Below are 18,483 nucleotides of genomic sequence, written 5' to 3'. Positions count from 1 at the left end.
GTGGCTGGCATGATGAAGCCATGTCAGCCACCACAGCGCCGGAGATGGTGGGGCGCGACGCAGAGCTCGCGCTCCTCCACGAGGCGCTGCGTGCTGCGGAGCGGGGCGAACCGGCCTCCGCGCTCATCGCCGGCGAAGCCGGCATCGGCAAGTCCCGGCTGACCAGCGAGTTTCGTCGGCAGCTTGTCGACGAGGCCACCGTGCTCACCGGCTGGTGTCTCGACTACGGCTCCACCCCCGCGCCCTTCGGTCCGCTTCCCGCGATCCTGCGAGGCCTTCTCGATGAACTCGGAGAGCGCGCCGATGCCGCCGCAGGTCCCAGCCGTAACGCGCTTCAACTCCTGCTCCCCGACCCTGCCGCCACTCCGCTCGACCGGTCCAGCGTCCGCCCGGAGGCGCTCGGCGAAACCATCGCCAATCTGCTCGAGGCAGCATCTGCGGCACGGCCCGTGGTGGTGATCGTCGAGGATCTGCACTGGGCCGACGCCGCCACGCTGTCGATGCTGTCGTTCCTGCTGCGCGCTCTCGCGGGGCGGCGGGTGTTGTTCGTGCTCACCTGCCGCACGGATGAAGTGCGCCGTGGTGGTGCCGTCCGCACCTTCCTCGCCGAGTCCGAGCGCGCGCGGCTGCTCGAGCGGATCACGCTCCCCCGCCTCGATGCAAGCGCGGTGCGAGAGCTGGTGGTGGGGCTGCGCGGACCGATGGACGACGCCACGATCGCGCGCCTGCTGCAGCGCAGCGAGGGTGTGCCGTTCTTCGTCGAGGAGCTGGTGTGCAACGCGGAAGGGCCGCTACCAGAGACCCTGCGCGACGTCCTCCTCGCCCGCTTCGACGCCCTTGGCGATGACGCTCGCCGCACGGTCCGGCTGGCATCCGCGTGCGATGGCGCCATCGCTCACGACCTCCTGGCGGCGGTGTCCGGCCGCACCGGTGAAAGTCTCGACGAAGCCCTGCGGGAAGCGGTCGTGGCAGGCATCCTCACGGTGCGCGACGACGATTCGTATGCGTTCCGGCACGCGCTGCTGCGCGAGGCCATCCACGACGACCTGCTGCCCGGCGAACGGGCACGCCTGCATCGCTCCTACGCGAAGGCGATCCAGGCGGCCGGCGGTGCGGCATCCAGCCTCGCCTTCCACTGGCACCAGGCGCACGACCCGGAACGAGCGCTCGAGGCAGCGGTGCGCGCCATGCAGCAGGCAAAAGACAGCTACGCGTTCTCCACCGCGGCACGGTTCGGCGAACTGGCGCTGGAGCTCTGGGATCAGGTGCCCGATGCCGACGCGGTGGCGGGCATCGGGCGCATCCCGTTCCTCGCCCGACTCGGGTCGATCCTGCGCAACGGCGGCGATGCCGAACGTGCGCTCACCGTGGTCACGCTGGCCCTGGACGAGCTGCATCCGCGCACGGCCGACCCAGCCCTGCATGCACGGCTGCTGCGCGACCGCGCCCTGTATCTCCAGAACCTCGGCAAGCCCGGCACGGTGGAGCTGCTCGGCGAGGCCCTCACAATCCTCGACGGACATCTCGACGAAGATCAGTTACGCGCGTCGCTGCTCAACTACCTCAGCGGGCGCTACCTCACCAGCGCGCGGCTCGCTGAAGCCATCGAGACCACCGACGAGGCGTTTCGCATCGCCGAGGCCTCCGGCTTCGACAATGCCATGTCGGTCGCGGCTAATCTGCGCGGCTGCAGTCGCATTCACCTCGGCGACGTCGATGCCGGCCTCGCCGACCTGCGTGTGTCCTGGCAACACGCCTCCGACCACGACGCTCAGCTGCGATACCGCGTCAATTACGCCGACGCCCTTCACAACCTCGGTCGCTTCCGCGAGGCCGTGGAGGTCGCACAGCTCGGCGTGACGCACTCTCGCCGCCTCGGGGTGGAGCGCGCGACCGGCTCGGTGCTCGCCCACAACCTGGTCGAACCGCTGATCGAACTGGGCGAGATCGATCGTGCCGAGGAGGCGATGTCCCGCGACCTCGCGCTGCGCACGCTGCAGATCTTCCGCGTGTACGCCACCATGTCCCGCATCCGCATCCTGGTGTGGCGCGGGCGCATAGCGGAGGCGACGCAGCTGCTCAACGAATGGCGTCCCATCGCGGCCGCCATCTCCGACGTCGAGCGCCAGGTCTGGTTCTCGCTGCGCAGCGTGGAGCTGCTGGTCAACCTGGGCGCCGGCGACTCGATGGGCGCTGCGGGTGTCCTCACCACGGTCATCGACGATCCCGGACCCCCGCTGGCGCAGGTCTCGCGGCTCCTACTGGAGGGCGCGCGGGTGGTCACCGATCTCCGCGCGGACGGACACCACACCGTCGCCGATGCCACCGCGCACGCGCTCAGCACCGCATGGAACGCTCGACCGCCCGCGCTGCGGATCCCGCACTGGGACACCGTGCTCACCGCCGTGTTGAGCGGTGACATCGCCACGCTCCGTGCGGCCCTTCCGGTCGCCGAGAACGACGACGTACCCGCGATCTTCCGTCCCGTCCTCCGACTCGAACTCGCGCGCCTGCAGCTGACCGCGGGCGATCGTGTGAGTGCGGCAGAACAGGCGGCGACCGCGTCAGAGCTGGCGAACGCGCTGGGCCATCAGCAGGTACAGCAGCGCGCGGCCTCATTCATCCGTGACGCCGGGCTCGCACGTGTCACGCGTCACGACGCGGTGCTTGCCCCCGCCTCCGACGCGCTGACCGCACGCGAGCAGCAGGTACTCGATCTCGTCGCCGAAGGTCTCACCAACCGGCAGATCGGCGAACGCCTGTTCATCAGCGCCAAGACCGCAAGCGTGCACGTCTCCGCCATCCTGCGAAAGCTCGGCGTGGCGAGCCGCACCGAGGCTGCCGTCGCCTCCCGCCGCTGAGCGGACATCGCGATCGCCCCCGCGGGCCTCAGGGCGTCGCAGCAGCCGATCCGTATCCGCGGTGCACGTCCGGATCCAGGCCGTGCGCCCCCGCCAGGCGCGCAATCAGCTCGGCGAACGCGGCGCGATCCTCCTCCGACAGCACGTCAAGGATGTCGGCGTTCTGCTGCTCCGCCGCGCCACGCAGCTGCCCGAGAACCGCACGTCCTTCCTCGGTGAGATCCAGCCGGTGATGACGCCGGTCGTCAGGGTCCCGCGTGCGAGACACCAGCCCCGCACTCTCCAGCGAGTCCACGAGAACCACCACCCGACTCGGCACAGACCCCAGCCGATCGGCGAGCGTGCGCTGGCTGAGACCCGGAGTGCGCGCCAGGATGCGCAGCACCCCGGCAGTGGCGGGTGTGAGTCCCATCGGCTTGATCAGCTCGGCAAAGCGCGACGACGCGAAGGCACCGAGTTGCGAGAGCAGAAACCCGGTGCGCTGCGGTTGACGTGGCGCGTTCATGAATTCAGCATACCTTAGTTGACAGAATGATTCACACTGTGCATGATTTCCTCTATGACCGATTCATCTTCACACCCATCACGCAGCGGCGGGCCACCGCTCGGCCCGCTCGCGATCGTGACGTTCGCTCTCACCGTTGCCGGCGTTCTCGTCCTGGTTCTCGGGAGCGGCTCTGCCCCGGCACCGTTCGCGCCGGCGTCACAGCTGTCCGAGTGGTACACGGCGCACGCCCTTGCGGTACGGGTCGCCGCCACGCTCCAGCTCGGCGCCGCGGTGCCGCTCGGAATCCTCGCGGCCTCCGCGTACGCTCGCCAGCTCCGACTCGGAGTACGCGTGCCGGGCCCGGCGATCGGACTGTACGGCGGAATCGCCGCCTCGGTGATGCTGATGCTCTCGGCTCTCGCGAGCTGGTCCATCGTCGCCGGCCCCGAGGCTGCCGACGCCGGCATCGCCGCAGCCCTCGCCCGCTTCGCGTTCGCGCTCGGTGGCATCGGCTACGCGGTGGGGGTCGGCCTGCTCATCGCCGGCATCGCGGTGCCTGCACTCATCCTGAGATTCGTCCCGCGCTGGTTCGCTCTCGCTGGCCTGCTCATCGCACTCCTCGGCGAGATCTCCTTCCTCGCCCTGGCGATCGATCCGCTGCAGTTCCTGCTGCCGATCGTTCGCTTCGGCGGTGGGATCTGGCTGATCGCCGGCGCATTCCTGCTCCCCCGGGCGCGAGCCCGTCGCACCTCTACACCTCACCTCGGAGACTCATGAACATCCTGCTTCTGCTGCGCGAACTGCTCGTGCTGATCCACCTCGTCGGCTTCGCGCTCCTCCTCGGTGGGTGGGCCGTCCAGGCCGCACGTCGTCAGTACGTCACCACCACCCTGTTTCGCACCGGACTCGGTGTGATGATCGTCTCTGGACTGATCCTCGCGATCCCGTTCCCCGCGGACGTCCACCTCAATTACATCAAGCTCGCCGTGAAGCTGGTGCTGGCATTCGCCATCGGCGGGGCGTTCGGCGTCGTGATCACGCGGGAGAAGGCCGGGCGCCCCACGAACGTGGCGTTCTGGAGTATCGGAGCCCTGGCCGTGATCAACGCCGGCGTCGCCATCTTCTGGCGGGCCTGAGCACGCTACGAGCGGAAACGGAGAGCGACGAGGACGGCGAGATGATCGCTGGCTCCGGCGCGAAGCGTCTCGGCACCACCGGCATCGAAGCCACGCTGGAAGATGTGGTCGATGCGCGCGGACGGCAGGTTCGCCGGCCAGGTGAACCCGAAGCCGAACGAGGACTGGCCCGGTTCCGCCAGGCGCGAGCGAATGCCCGCGAGGACCGGGTCTGCACCGGCAGCATTGAAGTCGCCGAGGGCCAGGATCCGGTCATGATCGTCCGCCGCGATCAGATCCCCGAGCGCGGTGAGCATGGCATCCCGCTCGTCCTGCACGCCGGGACGGAAGGAGGCGGCGTGCACCACGTAGACGCTGATCGGGCCCGCGGGACTCTCGATCTCCGCCCGCAGTGCACGCTGCCACCCGAGACCGAGATCCAGCGCCTCCGCGTCGATGATCGGGGACGTACTCCACAGACCCACCGTGCCGACGACGTACCGGTAGGGATGCGAGTCCTCGAGCGCGCCGATCGCGTCGTCACGGGACTGTGCATCCAGCTCGGTCAGCGCGATGAGGTCGGCCCCTCGATCGATGAGCGCCGCCGCCGACTCCGCGGCGGTTCCTGAGCCCGCCTCGACGTTCTGGCTGGCCGCGACGATGACACCATCGCCATCGAGGGCCGCGGGCGGGAACCAGGTCAGCGATGATGCCGTCGCGACGATCCAGACCAGCGCCGGCAGCAGGGCGATCCAACGCCGTCGCCACCACCAGAACCCGCCCACGATGACGAGCGCAGCGGGTAGCCAGAGCCACGGCAATGCGACAGCGGAAAGGGTGCCGATCAACCCCGGGACGGCTATTCCCGCCATCACCGCGAGCAGCAGAACCATGAGCGCCGTGACGGCGGCGGCCCACACCCGGGCACGCCCGACGGGACGGCGGTGGGGGTGAGGCTGCGACACCCCGCGAGCCTATGCCGTGCCCGCTCGAAAGAGCCTGCGTGCAGCACGACGTCAGCTCAGCACGACGTCAGCGCAGCAGGATGTAGGCACCACGACGCGACCGCAGCACGACGCCAACGCAGCACCGCATCAGTGCAGCACGCCCTCCAGTCGGCGCACGCCCTCGGCCATCTGCGGCGGAGATGCCGCACCGAACGACAGCCGCACGAAGGGTGCCGGGGGCTCGTCGACGAAGTAGTGGCTGCCATCCCCCACCAGCACTCCCGCCGTGTGCGCCGCCCGGCTGAGAGCACGGGTGTCGACATCGCCCGGCAACCGCACCCACAGGTGCAGGCCACCCTGTGGCACATGCGGCACCTGCAGGTCATCGTTCGTGGCGACGGCCGCAAGCAGAGCATCGCGCCGATCGCTCAGCGCGATGCGCAGGCGTTTGCGATGCCGCCCCCATTCGCTGGAGGACAGGAACTCGAACGCGATCTCCTGCATCAGGGGCGAGACCCCGAGGTCATCGGCGATCCGTGATGCGCGCAGCCGCGCCCCGGCGGGCCCCCGCGCGATGATCGCGCCCACCCGCAGTCCGGGCGATACCGGCTTCGCGAGCGTCGTGATGCTCACCACGTGTCCGTCGGTGTCCGCAGTGAACAGCGGCGCCGGAGCGGGACGCTCCAGTCCGAGGTGGCGAGCCCAGTCATCCTCGACGATGAACGCACCGCGGGCGGCGGCGAGCGCGAGGGCTTCGCGGCGACGGTGTTCGCTCATCACCGCTCCGGTCGGGTTCGCGAACGCCGGTTGGAGGTATACGACCCGCGCTCGGGTTCGTTCCAGTTCATCCGCGAGCAGGTCGATTCGGATGCCTTCGGCATCGGCGGGTACTGCCGCGATCCGCAATCCGGCGCTCTGCGCAGCGAGGATGGCGCCGGGGTAGGTGGGACTCTCCATCACGATCGTCTCACCGGGCTCCGCGAGGGTGCGGAATGCAAACACCAGACCCTGCTGGCCACCCGGCACGATCTGCACATCCTCGGGCTGCGCCCGATACTCGGCCGCGATCAGTCGACGCAGTTCCGCAGAACCGGCGGGCGGAGTGAGGCCCCATCCCCGCGCCGATCGCGCGACGCGGGCGCTGATGCGGCGCAGGTGCTCGGTCGGCTGCAACTCGTCGGCCAGATAGCCCCACGAGAGCGGGAGCTGTTCCGGCTGGCCATGGGCTCCCAAACGCGAGGCGCGATCGGCATCGACGCGCACGGGACCGAGAGCCTGCGACTGCCAGGCGTAGTCGGGTCGTGAGCTGTGCCCGCGACCGATGACGAAGGTTCCGCGGCCGGGTTCAGCCCGAACGAGCCCACGCGCCGTGAGCTCCGCGAGCGCGCTGGATATCGTCGCAGCACTCGCGTGGAATCGCGCCGACAGCTCACGCACGCCGGGCAGCCGCGTCCCCGCGCTCATTCCGAGAATCTGCCCGCGGAGGTGATCGGCGATCTCGCGCGATCTGTTATCTTGCCCCATGAATGAACAGAGTATCGTTTCTCCCGGTTTGACCCAGCCGTTACTGTCTCACCCACGGCCGACCGTTCGCCCTCTCCGCGCGAATGACGAGTCGTCGTGGCGAGAGCTGTTCCGGCAGTACCGCGAGTTCTACCAGCTGACGGAATCGGAGGATGTCGTCTCGCGTGCGTGGGCGTGGCTCACCGATCCCACCCATGAATGCTCTGCGCTGGTGGCAGAGATCGACGGCGAGCTGGTGGGGTTCGCACATCACCGCCCGATCTCTTCTCCCTACACGGGCACCACGGGCGTCTTCCTCGACGACCTGTTCACGGCTCCGTCCGCGCGTGGCCGTGGCGTCGGGCGTGCGCTCATCCAGGACCTGCGCCACCTCGCCGCGAGCCAGGGACGCGGCTTCGTGCAGTGGGTGACGGCGGACGACAACCACCAGGCACAGGCGCTGTACGACACGCTCGCCACGCGAACGCGCTGGGTCACCTACGAGACGTCGGCCACGACTGCGTGAACCGGCGGGCTCGGGGCCGCGCGTGGATGCCCCGGGCCCGCCCCCAGGGTCGCCGAGTGATACATCGCCGTCCTGGCAAACCGCCGCCGTCTTGGCGAACCCCGGTCGCCGTGGCAACCCACCGGCAATGTGCGTGCCACCGAAGCCGTCCACCCCACGCGCTCTCCTCCGGTGTAGGAATGAAGCATGTCGGCACGCACGAAAGCTCTGCTCTGGACCGGGGCCGGTGCGCTGTTCGTCGCGTTCGTGCTGTTCGCGCCCCTGTTCCCGGCGGGCATGTGCGTTGACGCGCAGGACAGCGCCCGCTCATACTGCCGCGACTGGCACACATCCGTCATGGGCGTGGAGACCAGCGTCGGGATGTGGCTGGGTGGCAGCGCGGCGCTCCTCGGCATCGGCTTGGTCCTCGCCTGGCAGCTCACGGGGCGCAAACCTCGCAGGGTTGAAGCTGAAGCTGAAGCTGACGGCGACGAATAACGCGCGACCGCCGCGATCCCCTGTGCGGCACCCCCTCGACGAGGACTGATCACTCGACCCTCACGCGACGTCGCCGGCCGCCCGAGAGCCCCTGTCGTCGCGCCTACTCTGCGGCGACACCGGCAGCGGACAGCAGCATCCGCTCGAGCACCGCCCCGCCGTCCGCGAGCGCGCGTGCCGCCGCTTCCCGGTCCGGTGCTCGGGTGATGTCGACGGTGACTTTCAACCCGTCGAACGCACCGACGAAGACGGTCGCGAGGAGTTCCGCGTCCGGCCGTTCCGAGCCGGCGGCATCGTTGATCAGACCGGCCACGAGATCGATCCACCGCTGAGTCATCTCCGCGGCCAGCTCGCGGGTCGATTCGACCGCGGACAGGCTCTGGGTGAGCCGCGAGATCACCCACGCCTCGGGGTCGTTCTGGTGGAGCTCGATCATCGCCGGCAGCAGTCGTCGCAGCCGCGGGGTGCCCTGCGCGCCCGCATCCAGCAGCAGCTCGACGTCATGAAGCCAGCGCGCCTGGCGGATTTCCAAGACCGCGACGGCAAGCGCCTCCTTGCTGTCGAAGTGGAAGTACACCGAGCCCTTCGACAGCCCGCTCGCCTCGACGATGTCGGCCATGCGGGCCCGGTCATACCCCATTCGCGCGAAGACGCCCGCCGCCGCGTCGACGATCACCTCACGCGAGGCAGCGCCCTGTGCGGTGGGGCCTGCCGGCCGTCCGACACGCCGGCCGGATCCGAGGGAAGGTGGACGTGGTGACACAGGGGCAGTATAGTCCCCTTTTAATAGACCGACCGGTTTGTTTAACTAATGGCTACCGTGTCACACCACACTCAGCACCCGCGCGCGGCGAGACAGGTGCTCAGAAGGCCCCGGGCCTGCTGCTCGGCAACGGCGACACATTGACCCATTGATCGAAGGAGATCACGCCATGCAGATTCACGACTTCGCCCAGCGCGCAGCTGCGGCCGTCAACGCGCACGACGCCGACACGATCCTCACTCTGTGGGCAGAACCCGCGAACTACGACTCGCCCCTCACCGGCCCGCAGAGCGGCCTGGAGGCTCTGCGCACGCGGGAGTTGGCACTCTTCGAGGGATTCAGCGACCTCCGCGCGACGATCACGCCGCTCGGACAAGAAGGCGACACCGGAGCGATGCACGTGCGTTTCGACGGAACACACGATGGCACCTACGCGGGGCTGGCACCCAGCGGTCGCACCATCTCTTTGGAGATGATCGCCGTCATCACGTTCAACGGTGACGACCGCGTCATCTCGGAACGCATCTTCATCGACTCGGCGGCCATCGCGGCGCAGCTGGGCTGACCGAGAGTCATCCCCGTGAGGCAGCGGGGTGCGCCCGTGGTCGAAGCGACGCGATCGGCGTCGAGGGCGCACCCCGGGCGCGGGGCGACGAAGCGGGCAGCCACGGCGAGTGGAGGCGAGTCCGTTCACCAGGGCGCACACCTCAACCGTCCTCCGGACGAGTGGGCCGAAACAGCAACCGATGAACCCGCTTCTGATGCAGTCTAGGCGACGTCGACCGCCGCGAGGTGCGCGGCGAGTTCCGCGTCGAAGCGTGGAGCGTCATCCAGGTGCGGCGCATGGCCGGCACCGGTGATCTCGACCTCGCGCACCACACCGCCCGCCGCCGCGTACCGAGCCAGCATGGCGCGGGTCTGCTGCTTCATCGGCTGCGCCGGCGCCACCTCCGCACCCGGCCAACCCGGAATCACGCCCAGTGCGCCGAGGTGGTTCAGATCAAAGAGCGACGTGTCGGACACGATCACGTCACCAGCGCCGTGCACCCACAGAATCGGCGGCCGGTGCGGGGCATCGGCGATGCCAGACACGTCGAAGTGCTGCGGCGCCATCGTGTTGAGCACTCCCCGATTCCCGGCGGCAAAGCCCGGCCAGTTCGACGAGGGAACGCTGTCGCCCGGGTAGTTGCCCTCGCCGGTGGACGTGGTGAGCATCGACCTCACCCAGACATCCTCGTGCTCAGCCTGTGCATCGGGATGCGCCACGTAGGCGCTGCGCAGCACGGACCGCGGCGACGTGGGGGCGTCCGCGGTCAGGTCCCCGGCACGCAGGCGGGCGACGAAATCGGGATTCGCGCCGCCGCCTCCGGTGCCTGCGCCGTCATCGTCGTTGCGGAGGCCGTCCGCACCGTGGGTGCCTCCGAAGCCGTACGGCGAGACGGGTGCCTCCAGCGAGAGCGAGGAGACACGGTCCGGCGCATCCAGCAGCAGCTGCATGGCCACACCGCCGCCCATGCTCCAGCCGACCACGTGGGCCCGCTCCACGTCGAGTGCGTCCAGCACCGAGATCACGTCGTCCGAGAAATCGCGGAGACCGCGGGTCGCGTCCACCGGCAGCGTCTCGCTCGCACCGAATCCACGCAGGTCGATCGCGAGCGCGCGATACTCGCGAGGCAGCGCCAGCATCGTCGGCTGGTAGAAGGCGGCCGACGAGACATTGCCGTGGATGAACACCACGACCTCACCCTCACCAGGCCGTTCCAGCACGTTGGCGGCGTAGCGCGACGATGCGACGCGGTGCGTGGTGATTCCGGGGAAGAGATCGCTCATGACTGCTCCTGTCAGGGATGTTCGATGGCCTGGGCGACCACGGCGGCGCCGCGATCGGAGAACAGCACCGTGTAGTGGTTCACGTCGTCCACCTCGATGAGGTGAAGCTGCGGGATAAGCGAGCGGAACGCCTCGATGGCACCGCACGGGTAGAGCGGATCGGCGTCCAGCAGCCCGCGCGGCGCGCGCAGCACCGACACGGGCATCCGCAGCGAACGGAGAGCCGCGAGATACCAGTCCGGACCGTACAGCTCCGTACCGTCGGCGATCATCGCGGCGGCGGACGCGGAGGCGCGCAGCTCCGGCTCGGCGCCGATGAGATCGTCTCGCGCGTAGGCGTCCCACGTCGCCGGCCAGTACGGTCCGATCGCGGGATGCGCACGCCAGAAGTCGAGATACTCGTCGGCGTGGGCGAACGTGCGCTGCAGGCGCTCGGCCGCCGGGCCGAGAAGACGTGCGGTGTCGGTGGGCGTCGCTCCCTCCGGCAGTTCGAGCGGAAGTCCGCCGTCAACGAGCACGAGGCGCTCGACCAGCTCGGGGTACGCAGACGCAAGCGCGACGGCGACGAACGCGCCCATCGAATGCCCGGTCACCACTCGAGGCGCTCCGCCGCGAGCGCGAAGCAGAGCGGCGAGATCGTCCGCGTGCCGTCGCAGCCCGAACGGACCCGGCAGATCACGACTTCCCGCTCGGCCACGCAGGTCCGGCGCGATGACGCGGTGCTGCGGCAACAGCGCCGAAACGGCCGCCCATGAGCCGCCGTGGGCGGTGATGCCATGGATCGCCAGCACCTCCGGCCCACCGGCGGTGCCGTATTCGCGCACGTGCAGCCTCACCGCGCGCTCCATCCGCCGTCCATGAGGTGCGAGGTGCCGGTCACCATGCCCGCGCTGGCTCCGCACAGCCACAGCACGAGAGCCGCCACTTCGTCAGGTTCGAGCAGTCGCTTGATGGCGGATTCGGTCAGCATGATCCGCTCCACCACCTCGCTCGGTGCGATCCCGTGCACCCGCGCCTGATCGGCGATCTGCTTCTCTACAAGCGGAGTGCGCACGTAGCCGGGATTGACGCAATTGCTGGTGACGCCGCGCGCTCCCCCCTCCAGCGCCACGACCTTGGACATGCCCTCCAGCGCGTGCTTCGCGGTGACGTACGCCACCTTGTACGCACTGGCACGTACCCCATGGACGGAACTGATGTTCACGATCCGCCCCCACCCGCGCTCATACATCTGCGGCAGCGCGGCGCGAGTGAGAAGGAACGGGGCCGTCACCATGAGGTCGATCATGCGGCGGAAGGTGGCGGGGTCGAACTCCTCCACGGGAGCGATGGTCTGAGTTCCCGCGTTGTTGACGAGGATGTCGACATCGACGGCGAGCGATGCGACGCTCTCCAGATCCGACAGGTCGACGACCATCACCTCCCCTCCCACCTCGGCGCCGACGGCACGCGCAGCGGACTCATCTCGATCCGCGACGATCACGTCGGCGCCGGCGCGCGCCAGCGCCTGTGCACATGCCCGCCCGATCCCGCTCGCCCCGCCGGTGATCAACGCGCGCCGGCCGGTCAACTCCATCGTCATGCTGTGCAGGCTAGTTCACCGATTCAGCCCCGAACAGAGGTTGGAATATGCAATTGCGCACATCTGGCGGCGCGTTTCTGTCGGGTGCCGGTCAGGAGGAACCCGGTGCCCGCGCGCAGTCCGTCCGGGCCGTGCGGCGACTCGCGGCGAGGTCACCAGCCGAAGCCGCTATATTGGCGCGGTGGATCACACCCCGCTCATGCGAGCCGGCACTCGGCGGCAACACCGCCACCGCACTCTCCACCCCGCGCAGATCGTCGTCATCGGCTTCGCAGCGGCCATCGCCGTGGGAACTGCTCTGCTCATGCTCCCCATCGCTCGGCAGGGGCCCGGTGAGGCCAGCTTCGTCGACGCGCTGTTCACCGCTACCTCCGCGGTGTGCGTGACGGGTCTAGCCACCGTCGACACGGCGACCTACTGGACGCCGTTCGGCCAGGTCGTGATTCTGGCGCTGATTCAGTTCGGTGGCCTCGGGATCATGATCTGCGCCTCGCTCATCGGCATGGTGCTCGCCCGTAAGCTCTCCGTCCGCGCGCGGGTGAACACAGCCGCGGAGACCAAGGCCGTGGGGTTCGCGGATATCCGCGGGCTGGTCCGCGGCATTCTGGGCATCACGGTGATCATCGAGGTCATCGTGGCGCTGCTGCTGTGGCCGCGTTTCGTCTTCGGTTACGGATACGGTCTCGGAGAGGCGTTCGCACACGCGGGCTTTCTTGCCGTGTCATCGTTCAACAACGCCGGATTCGCCCTGTTCACCGACAATCTGATGGGGTTCGTCTCCGATCCCTTCATCTGTCTTCCGATCGCGGCCGCCATCATCCTCGGCGGGATCGGGTTCCCGGTCATCATGCAGTTGCGAAAAGAGTTCGGCCGCCCCCTGCACTGGACGATGAACACCAAGCTCGTGCTCACGGGGACCATGACCCTGCTGGCGATCGGAACGCTCTATCTGGCAGTCATCGAGTGGGACAACCCGAAGACGCTCGGTGGCCTCGATCCGGGGTCGAGGATCCTCGCGGCGTTCTTCCAGTCTGTGCAGACTCGCACCGCCGGGTTCAACTCGATCGACATCGGTGGGATGCATGATGCGAGTTGGCTCGGCATGGACGTGCTGATGTTCATCGGCGGTGGTCCCGCGGGAACCGCGGGAGGCATCAAGATCACCACCTTCGCGGTGCTGTTCTTCGTCATGATCGCCGAGCTGCGTGGCGACCCCGAGGTGAACGTCTTCGGCAAGCGCCTGAGCCGAGCCGTACACCGCCAAGCCATCACAGTTGTCCTCGTCGCCGTCGGCGCCGTGATCGCGGGAACCGTCGCCCTCCTGATGCTGACCGATCATGCCCTCGATCGGGTGCTGTTCGAAGCCGTGTCAGCGTTCGGCACCGTCGGGCTCTCCACCGGCATCACCGCGGATCTGCCTGCTGCGGGCAAGATCGTCCTCATCCTCCTCATGTTCCTCGGCCGTCTCGGCCCCCTGACGCTCGGCAGCGCCATCGCCTTGCGCGAGCGCCGCATGCTGTATCAGTTCCCGAAGGAAAGGCCCGCCATTGGGTAAGTTCTCCCTCTTCGCCGCCAGCGCTTCTCGCCGGTTGGCCGAAGCCGACTCCGTCGCCGTCATCGGCCTCGGTCGCTTCGGCAGCGCCCTCGCGATGGAGCTCATGACCGGCGGCACCGAAGTGCTCGGCATCGACGTGTCGGAAGACCTCGTCCAGATCCACAATGGTGAGCTCACGCAAGTGGTGCGCGCGGATGCCACTCGAGAGGAAGCGCTGCGTCAACTCGCCATCAACGAGTTCGACCGCGTTGTGGTCGCGATCGGCGACGACGTCTCCGCCTCTATTCTCGCGTGCTCGATCCTCCTCAGCATGGGCACCCCTGTCATCTGGGCGAAGGCAATGGACGACCGTCATGGGCTCATCCTCGAGCAGCTCGGCGTGCACCACGTGATCTATCCCGAGAAGGACATGGGGCGTCGTGTGGCTCACCTGGTGCGCGGTGCCGCCCTTGATTTCATCGAGGTGGCCCCCGGATACGCGCTCGTGAAGACCCCTGCGCCCGCGGTCCTGCATGACAAGCCGCTCGGCACCACGGGGATCCGCACGTCCCACGGGATCACCATCGCCGCCTTCCAGCACGGCGACGCACCCTGGCAGAACGCGGACAACGCGACGGTGCTGACCGCGGGCGACACCGTGCTCATCGTCGGGCCGACGCACAAGGCGGAGCAGTTCGCTCTTCTGCGCTGAGGCGGTCCTCACGAGTCCATCCCGAACACCCCTCGTCACGCTCGGATGCGCTATCGGTGCAGGCCATCGCTTCCGGGCACCACGAGCCCGGACTCGTAGGCGCGAATCACCAGCTGCGCACGATCGCGGGCGTCGAGTTTCGACATGATGCGATTGATGTGGGTCTTCACGGTGAGCGGGGAGATCACGAACCGATCGGCGATCTGCTGGTTGCTCAGACCATGCCCGATGAGCTGCAGCACCTCTCGTTCCCGCAGCGTGAGGATCCGCAGATCCGCGGTCTCCGTTGCGGGGAGGGTGGCGATCGAGTCGACGCGGAGGTGACGCTCGATCAGCGCTCGCGTGGCAGCCGGCGAGAGCAAGGATTCTCCAGCGCTGATAGCCCGCACCGCGCGGACGATCTCATCAGGTTCCGCCGCCTTCCCGATGAATCCGCTGGCCCCGGCGCGCAACGCGGCGAGGACGTATTCGTCCTCCTCGAACGTGGTGAGGATGAGAACACGCGTGGCGGCAAGCTCCGGGTCGGCGCAGATCTGCTCGGTGGCCTCGATCCCGCCCAGGTGCGGCATTCGGATGTCCATCAGGACGACGTTCGGCCGATGCTCGTGCGCGAGGTTGACCGCCTCGACGCCATCGGCTCCCTCCGCGACGACCTCGATGTCTCCGCTCACCCGCAGCAGACCGCGCACGGCGGTGCGAATGAGCGGTTGGTCATCGACGATGAGCAGGGAGATCATGTCTCCTCCTTCCCGGGGAACGTCGCTTCCACGCGGAACAGGCCGCCCCGAAGTTCAGCGGAGAACGCTCCTCCCACCGACGCCACCCGCTCTCGCAGGCCTTGCAGCCCGTACCCTCCCGGAGTCGCGGGACGCAGTGCCGCCACATCGACCGGGTTGGTCACGATCACCCGCATCGCGTCGTCATCGCCGGTGATGAGGACGTGGGCACGGGGTTCGCTGCCGTGCCGTAGCGCGTTGGTCAATGACTCCTGGATCACGCGATGCATGACGTTCTGCGCGCCGGGGGAGAGCTCGATCGTCGCGCGCTCCCGGCGCACCGTGACGTCGAGACCGGAGGCGCGGAACTCATCGATCAGGCTGTCGAGGTCGGCGAACCCCGGTTGCGGAGCGTCGGTCGGCTCCTCCCCTGCCCGCAGCAGCGCGAGCAGGTTGCCGATGTCTCCCAGCACTCGGCGCGACGCCGTGCGCACCGTGACAAGCGCCGCTTCGGCCTCGTCCGGCTCCGTCCGAAGATGTGCCGAGGCGAGGCTCGTGTTCAGGCTGATCACGGTGATCTGGTGCGCCACCACATCATGCAGATCCCGCGCAATGCGCAGGCGTTCTTCGGACACCCGCCGAGCCGCCTCGCTCTCGCGGCTGGCCTCAGCACGGACGGCTCGATCAGTGATCTCTGCGATGTAGGCACGACGGGTTCGAACACCATCACCGAGAGCGGCGGCGAAGCAGACCGTCACGGACACCGCTACCGGCAACGGCTCCAACACACCGTTCGACACCGCCACAAGACACACGGGAAGGATCACCACGAGCACGGCGATCGTCACCGCCAGCGTGCGGCGCCGATCAGACTGCACCGCGAGCGCATACATCGCTGTGGCCGTCGCCAGCACGGCGAGCGGGCTCAGCGGGGCGGTGAAGACGGCGACGCAGAAGCAGACGACGCAGCCGGCGAGCACCGCCAACGGCCAGCGATGCCGGCCCCAGATCAGGAGCGCCGGAAGCGCCGTCGCGACCACGCCCAGCGGGGTACGCTCCCCCATGCTCTGGGGCATCGGGAGCAACGCGGGCACCAGAATCAGCGCGCTGAGCACCACGCTCGGCACCCAGCCGGGTATGCGCGGTTGTCGCCGTGTCTCCGGATCCACGTCCTCAGTCTCCCAGTCGTGTGCGCGCGGGCACACCTCCCTCGGGTGGATGCGCGTACTCCCCCGGGTGTAGTCGCCGCGGACGATGCAGATGCATCCCTCGGGTGGACGCCCCGGATCCGGTCACCGCGAATGCTGGAGGTGGGTTCCACCATGCCCCTTCGTCGCCGATACGCGACGAAGGGGCCGACGAAAGTGAAGACATGAGCGAGGCAGTACTGACCGTGCGGGATGTCCGCAAGACTTATGGGCGCGGTGACGGGCGATTCGACGCGCTGCGCGGCGTGAATCTGGAGGTACGCGAAGGAGAGAGCTTGGCGATCGTGGGGCGAAGCGGATCGGGCAAGTCCACCCTCATGCACCTGATGGCGCTCCTGGACGAGCCCACCCAGGGCAGCATCCTGCTCGACGGGCAGGAAGCCACCGCGATGCGATCGTCGCAGCTGAACCGGGCGCGCAACAAGACGTTCGGGTTCGTGTTCCAGCAGTTCTTCCTGACGGCCAACCAGACCGTGCTGGAGAACGTGATGCTGCCGTTGAAGATCGCCGGAGTGGGGCGGCGGGCGCGCACCGAGCGGGCTCTTGCCGCGCTCGAGCAGCTGGAGATCGCCGACAAGGCGAAGAACCGTGCCGTGGACCTGTCGGGCGGTCAGAAGCAGCGGGTCGTGATCGCCCGTGCTCTGGTGGGCGACCCACGCATCATCTTCGCGGACGAGCCCACGGGCAACCTCGACACCGCGACCGGTCGGGTGGTGGAGGACATCCTGTTCACCCTCAACCGCGAGCAGGGAATCACCCTCGTGATCGTCACCCACGATGACGATCTGGCCGCGCGGTGCGATCGCCGCGTCCACGTGCGCGACGGTCTCATCGTCTCCGAGGAGGTGGCGGCATGAAGACTCCCGACCTGATCCGGACGGCCATCGGAAACACCTTCCGTGCGCGAGCCCGCACCACGCTCACGGTGCTGGCGATCTTCGTCGGCGCGTTCACGCTCACCCTGACCAGCGGCATCGGCACCGGCATCAACCGGTACATCGATGACACCGTGTCGGCGATCGGCGCGAGCGACGTGATGTCGGTGACGAAATCCGATGAGAGCAGCAGCGGTCCGGGTGCGGCAAGCGAGCCCCGCGAATACGACCCCGACGCGGTCAGTGCTGGGGCGAACAGCATCCCCGGCTCCACCGTGGCGGCGATGACGGATGCCGACCTCACCGCCCTTCGCGGCGTGGACGGCGTCCTGAGCGTGGAGCCGGTGAAGTCCGTGAGGGTGGACTACGTCCAGGTTGGCGAGGGAAAACGCCTGGTGGCCGGTGTCGGCACCCTCGTTCCGGGCCAGACCCTGCAGCTCGCGGCGGGACGGGCACCTGATGCGAACAGCGGCAGCTACGAGGTCGCGATTCCGGTCGACTACGTCTCGCCCCTCGGGTTCGCCGATGATGCCGATGCGCTCGGGGCCACCGTCTCCCTCGCCATCACGGACGCGGCGTTCACGCAGCACACGGTGACGGCCGAGATCGTGGGGGTCGCCGAGGCCACTCTGGCCGGCCCGGGCGGCAGCAGCCTGATCCCGAACACGGCACTCACGGACGACCTGTATGCCGCGCAGCAGAACGGACTCCCGGCAGAACAGCAGAACCGGTGGAGCCAGGCGACGGTGTTCTTCGCGACGGACGCCACCGATGCTGAGATCGACGCGCTCAAGTCACGCCTCACCGATGCGGGATTCACCGGCGTGACCACGGCCGACCAGCTCGGCGCGTTCACGACGGTCATCGACGCCATCGTTCTCATCCTCAACGGCTTCGCCGTGATCGCACTTCTGGCGGCGGGGTTCGGGATCGTGAACACTCTGTTGATGAGCGTGCAGGAGCGCACCCGGGAGATCGGACTCATGAAGGCGATGGGGATGGGCAGCGGCCGCATCTTCGCGCTGTTCAGCATCGAAGCCGCCTTCATCGGCTTCCTCGGCAGCGCCATAGGCGTGGTGATCGCGATGATCGCCGGAAGTGCGATCAGCTCGGTGCTCGCCGGATCGTTCCTCTCCGACCTGCCGGGCCTCACGCTCGTCGCGTTCGACCCGGTGACGGTGGCGCTCACGATCGTGCTGATCATGTTCGTCGCGTTCCTCGCCGGCACGATCCCGGCCGCCCGCGCCGCGGGCAAGGACCCCGTCGACGCCCTGCGCTACGAGTAGCGCCAACGCAGAACATGCGCCGGACGCATGACCGATTCGCGGATTCGGTCATGCGCCCGGC

18 protein-coding genes and 1 pseudogene are annotated in these 18,483 nt (G+C 68.4%); 10 read left to right on the top strand and 9 right to left on the bottom strand.

Translation table 11 applies throughout. The features are described from left to right. The first annotated feature begins 20 nt into the window (after window positions 1–20). Window positions 21–2,861: an AAA family ATPase gene (locus tag ACI3KU_RS02550; RefSeq protein WP_404920715.1), complete on the top strand. Its 2,841-nt coding sequence runs from the start codon at window positions 21–23 to the stop codon at window positions 2,859–2,861. 28 nt (window positions 2,862–2,889) lie between these two features. Here ACI3KU_RS02550 and ACI3KU_RS02545 read toward each other — a convergent pair whose 3' ends face one another. Then, window positions 2,890–3,366, bottom strand: coding sequence for a MarR family winged helix-turn-helix transcriptional regulator (locus ACI3KU_RS02545; protein WP_404920714.1), 477 nt, complete (start codon window positions 3,364–3,366; stop codon window positions 2,890–2,892). A 54-nt stretch (window positions 3,367–3,420) separates the two neighbouring features. Here ACI3KU_RS02545 and ACI3KU_RS02540 point away from each other — a divergent pair, with 54 nt between their 5' ends. Together ACI3KU_RS02540 and ACI3KU_RS02535 are read left to right on the top strand one after the other, a co-directional pair. Continuing rightward, on the top strand, window positions 3,421–4,125 hold the full coding sequence (locus ACI3KU_RS02540) for a hypothetical protein (RefSeq protein WP_404920713.1): 705 nt from the start codon (window positions 3,421–3,423) through the stop codon (window positions 4,123–4,125). Continuing rightward, window positions 4,122–4,484 (top strand): Fe-S protein, encoded by a 363-nt coding sequence (locus ACI3KU_RS02535; protein WP_404920712.1) that lies wholly within the window; start codon window positions 4,122–4,124, stop codon window positions 4,482–4,484. Before ACI3KU_RS02540 ends, ACI3KU_RS02535 begins: the two co-directional genes overlap by 4 nt. A gap of 5 nt (window positions 4,485–4,489) precedes the next feature. On the opposite strand, the gene ACI3KU_RS02530 is transcribed toward ACI3KU_RS02535, so the two are convergent. After that, window positions 4,490–5,428: an endonuclease/exonuclease/phosphatase family protein gene (locus ACI3KU_RS02530; protein ID WP_404920711.1), complete on the bottom strand. Its 939-nt coding sequence runs from the start codon at window positions 5,426–5,428 to the stop codon at window positions 4,490–4,492. Window positions 5,429–5,557: 129 nt separating this feature from the next. Next, window positions 5,558–6,934, bottom strand: coding sequence for a PLP-dependent aminotransferase family protein (locus ACI3KU_RS02525; protein ID WP_404920710.1), 1,377 nt, complete (start codon window positions 6,932–6,934; stop codon window positions 5,558–5,560). Here ACI3KU_RS02525 and ACI3KU_RS02520 point away from each other — a divergent pair. Both ACI3KU_RS02520 and ACI3KU_RS02515 read left to right on the top strand, forming a co-directional pair. Continuing rightward, entirely contained in the window at window positions 6,933–7,439 is a 507-nt protein-coding gene (locus ACI3KU_RS02520; RefSeq protein ID WP_404920709.1) for a GNAT family N-acetyltransferase, read from the top strand. The two genes, ACI3KU_RS02525 and ACI3KU_RS02520, sit on opposite strands and share 2 nt — an antisense overlap. 186 nt (window positions 7,440–7,625) lie before the next feature. Continuing rightward, a complete protein-coding gene (locus ACI3KU_RS02515) occupies window positions 7,626–7,916 on the top strand; it encodes a hypothetical protein (RefSeq protein WP_404920708.1) in 291 nt (96 codons plus the stop codon). Between the two features lie 103 nt (window positions 7,917–8,019). On the opposite strand, the gene ACI3KU_RS02510 is transcribed toward ACI3KU_RS02515, so the two are convergent. Continuing rightward, a complete protein-coding gene (locus ACI3KU_RS02510) occupies window positions 8,020–8,679 on the bottom strand; it encodes a TetR family transcriptional regulator (protein WP_404920707.1) in 660 nt (219 codons plus the stop codon). A gap of 169 nt (window positions 8,680–8,848) precedes the next feature. Here ACI3KU_RS02510 and ACI3KU_RS02505 point away from each other — a divergent pair, with 169 nt between their 5' ends. After that, entirely contained in the window at window positions 8,849–9,244 is a 396-nt protein-coding gene (locus ACI3KU_RS02505) for an ester cyclase (protein ID WP_404920706.1), read from the top strand. Window positions 9,245–9,447: 203 nt separating this feature from the next. Here ACI3KU_RS02505 and ACI3KU_RS02500 read toward each other — a convergent pair whose 3' ends face one another. The 3 genes from ACI3KU_RS02500 to ACI3KU_RS02490 are packed head-to-tail and all read right to left on the bottom strand — an operon-like array spanning window position 9,448 to window position 12,091. Beyond that, complete coding sequence (locus ACI3KU_RS02500) at window positions 9,448–10,509, bottom strand: alpha/beta fold hydrolase (protein WP_404920705.1); 1,062 nt, start codon at window positions 10,507–10,509, stop codon at window positions 9,448–9,450. 11 nt (window positions 10,510–10,520) lie between these two features. Next, window positions 10,521–11,345, bottom strand: a complete 825-nt coding sequence (locus tag ACI3KU_RS02495; protein ID WP_404920704.1) for an alpha/beta fold hydrolase — start codon at window positions 11,343–11,345, stop codon at window positions 10,521–10,523. Further along, window positions 11,342–12,091, bottom strand: coding sequence for a 3-hydroxybutyrate dehydrogenase (locus ACI3KU_RS02490; RefSeq protein ID WP_404920703.1), 750 nt, complete (start codon window positions 12,089–12,091; stop codon window positions 11,342–11,344). Before ACI3KU_RS02490 ends, ACI3KU_RS02495 begins: the two co-directional genes overlap by 4 nt. Window positions 12,092–12,290: 199 nt before the next feature. Between ACI3KU_RS02490 and ACI3KU_RS02485 the strand changes: the two genes are divergently transcribed. Both ACI3KU_RS02485 and ACI3KU_RS02480 read left to right on the top strand, forming a co-directional pair. After that, window positions 12,291–13,646 carry a TrkH family potassium uptake protein gene (locus tag ACI3KU_RS02485; RefSeq protein WP_404920777.1) on the top strand — a complete coding sequence of 452 codons (1,356 nt, stop codon included), beginning with the start codon at window positions 12,291–12,293 and terminating at the stop codon, window positions 13,644–13,646. Continuing rightward, window positions 13,639–14,337 (top strand): potassium channel family protein, encoded by a 699-nt coding sequence (locus ACI3KU_RS02480; protein ID WP_404920702.1) that lies wholly within the window; start codon window positions 13,639–13,641, stop codon window positions 14,335–14,337. The genes ACI3KU_RS02485 and ACI3KU_RS02480 overlap by 8 nt, the downstream gene beginning before the upstream one ends. Window positions 14,338–14,387: 50 nt before the next feature. Here ACI3KU_RS02480 and ACI3KU_RS02475 read toward each other — a convergent pair whose 3' ends face one another. After that, complete coding sequence (locus ACI3KU_RS02475; RefSeq protein ID WP_404920701.1) at window positions 14,388–15,074, bottom strand: response regulator; 687 nt, start codon at window positions 15,072–15,074, stop codon at window positions 14,388–14,390. Between the two features lie 419 nt (window positions 15,075–15,493). Beyond that, window positions 15,494–15,946: pseudogene (locus tag ACI3KU_RS02470) on the bottom strand (histidine kinase); the annotation flags it as partial. A gap of 479 nt (window positions 15,947–16,425) precedes the next feature. Here ACI3KU_RS02470 and ACI3KU_RS02465 point away from each other — a divergent pair. Both ACI3KU_RS02465 and ACI3KU_RS02460 read left to right on the top strand, forming a co-directional pair. Further along, entirely contained in the window at window positions 16,426–17,118 is a 693-nt protein-coding gene (locus tag ACI3KU_RS02465; protein WP_404920700.1) for an ABC transporter ATP-binding protein, read from the top strand. Continuing rightward, window positions 17,115–18,422 (top strand): ABC transporter permease, encoded by a 1,308-nt coding sequence (locus tag ACI3KU_RS02460; RefSeq protein WP_404920699.1) that lies wholly within the window; start codon window positions 17,115–17,117, stop codon window positions 18,420–18,422. The genes ACI3KU_RS02465 and ACI3KU_RS02460 overlap by 4 nt, the downstream gene beginning before the upstream one ends. Window positions 18,423–18,483: the final 61 nt, after the last annotated feature.

Source organism: Microbacterium sp. ZW T5_56 (genome assembly GCF_044987425.1).
Classification (GTDB): domain Bacteria; phylum Actinomycetota; class Actinomycetes; order Actinomycetales; family Microbacteriaceae; genus Microbacterium.
Note: the sequence above shows the minus strand (reverse complement) of the source record. Positions and strands in the feature narration are given on the sequence as shown.

Bases quoted from the DNA above. Each gene is read 5' to 3' on its own strand.
- ACI3KU_RS02550 (WP_404920715.1), top strand. From the start codon at position 21: ATGTCAGCCACCACAGCGCCGGAGATGGTGGGGCGCGACGCAGAGCTC.
- ACI3KU_RS02545 (WP_404920714.1), bottom strand. From the start codon at position 3,366: ATGAACGCGCCACGTCAACCGCAGCGCACCGGGTTTCTGCTCTCGCAA.
- ACI3KU_RS02540 (WP_404920713.1), top strand. From the start codon at position 3,421: ATGACCGATTCATCTTCACACCCATCACGCAGCGGCGGGCCACCGCTC.
- ACI3KU_RS02535 (WP_404920712.1), top strand. From the start codon at position 4,122: ATGAACATCCTGCTTCTGCTGCGCGAACTGCTCGTGCTGATCCACCTC.
- ACI3KU_RS02520 (WP_404920709.1), top strand. From the start codon at position 6,933: ATGAATGAACAGAGTATCGTTTCTCCCGGTTTGACCCAGCCGTTACTG.
- ACI3KU_RS02525 (WP_404920710.1), bottom strand. From the start codon at position 6,934: ATGGGGCAAGATAACAGATCGCGCGAGATCGCCGATCACCTCCGCGGG.
- ACI3KU_RS02515 (WP_404920708.1), top strand. From the start codon at position 7,626: ATGTCGGCACGCACGAAAGCTCTGCTCTGGACCGGGGCCGGTGCGCTG.
- ACI3KU_RS02505 (WP_404920706.1), top strand. From the start codon at position 8,849: ATGCAGATTCACGACTTCGCCCAGCGCGCAGCTGCGGCCGTCAACGCG.
- ACI3KU_RS02500 (WP_404920705.1), bottom strand. From the start codon at position 10,509: ATGAGCGATCTCTTCCCCGGAATCACCACGCACCGCGTCGCATCGTCG.
- ACI3KU_RS02490 (WP_404920703.1), bottom strand. From the start codon at position 12,091: ATGACGATGGAGTTGACCGGCCGGCGCGCGTTGATCACCGGCGGGGCG.
- ACI3KU_RS02485 (WP_404920777.1), top strand. From the start codon at position 12,291: ATGCGAGCCGGCACTCGGCGGCAACACCGCCACCGCACTCTCCACCCC.
- ACI3KU_RS02475 (WP_404920701.1), bottom strand. From the start codon at position 15,074: ATGATCTCCCTGCTCATCGTCGATGACCAACCGCTCATTCGCACCGCC.
- ACI3KU_RS02465 (WP_404920700.1), top strand. From the start codon at position 16,426: ATGAGCGAGGCAGTACTGACCGTGCGGGATGTCCGCAAGACTTATGGG.
- ACI3KU_RS02460 (WP_404920699.1), top strand. From the start codon at position 17,115: ATGAAGACTCCCGACCTGATCCGGACGGCCATCGGAAACACCTTCCGT.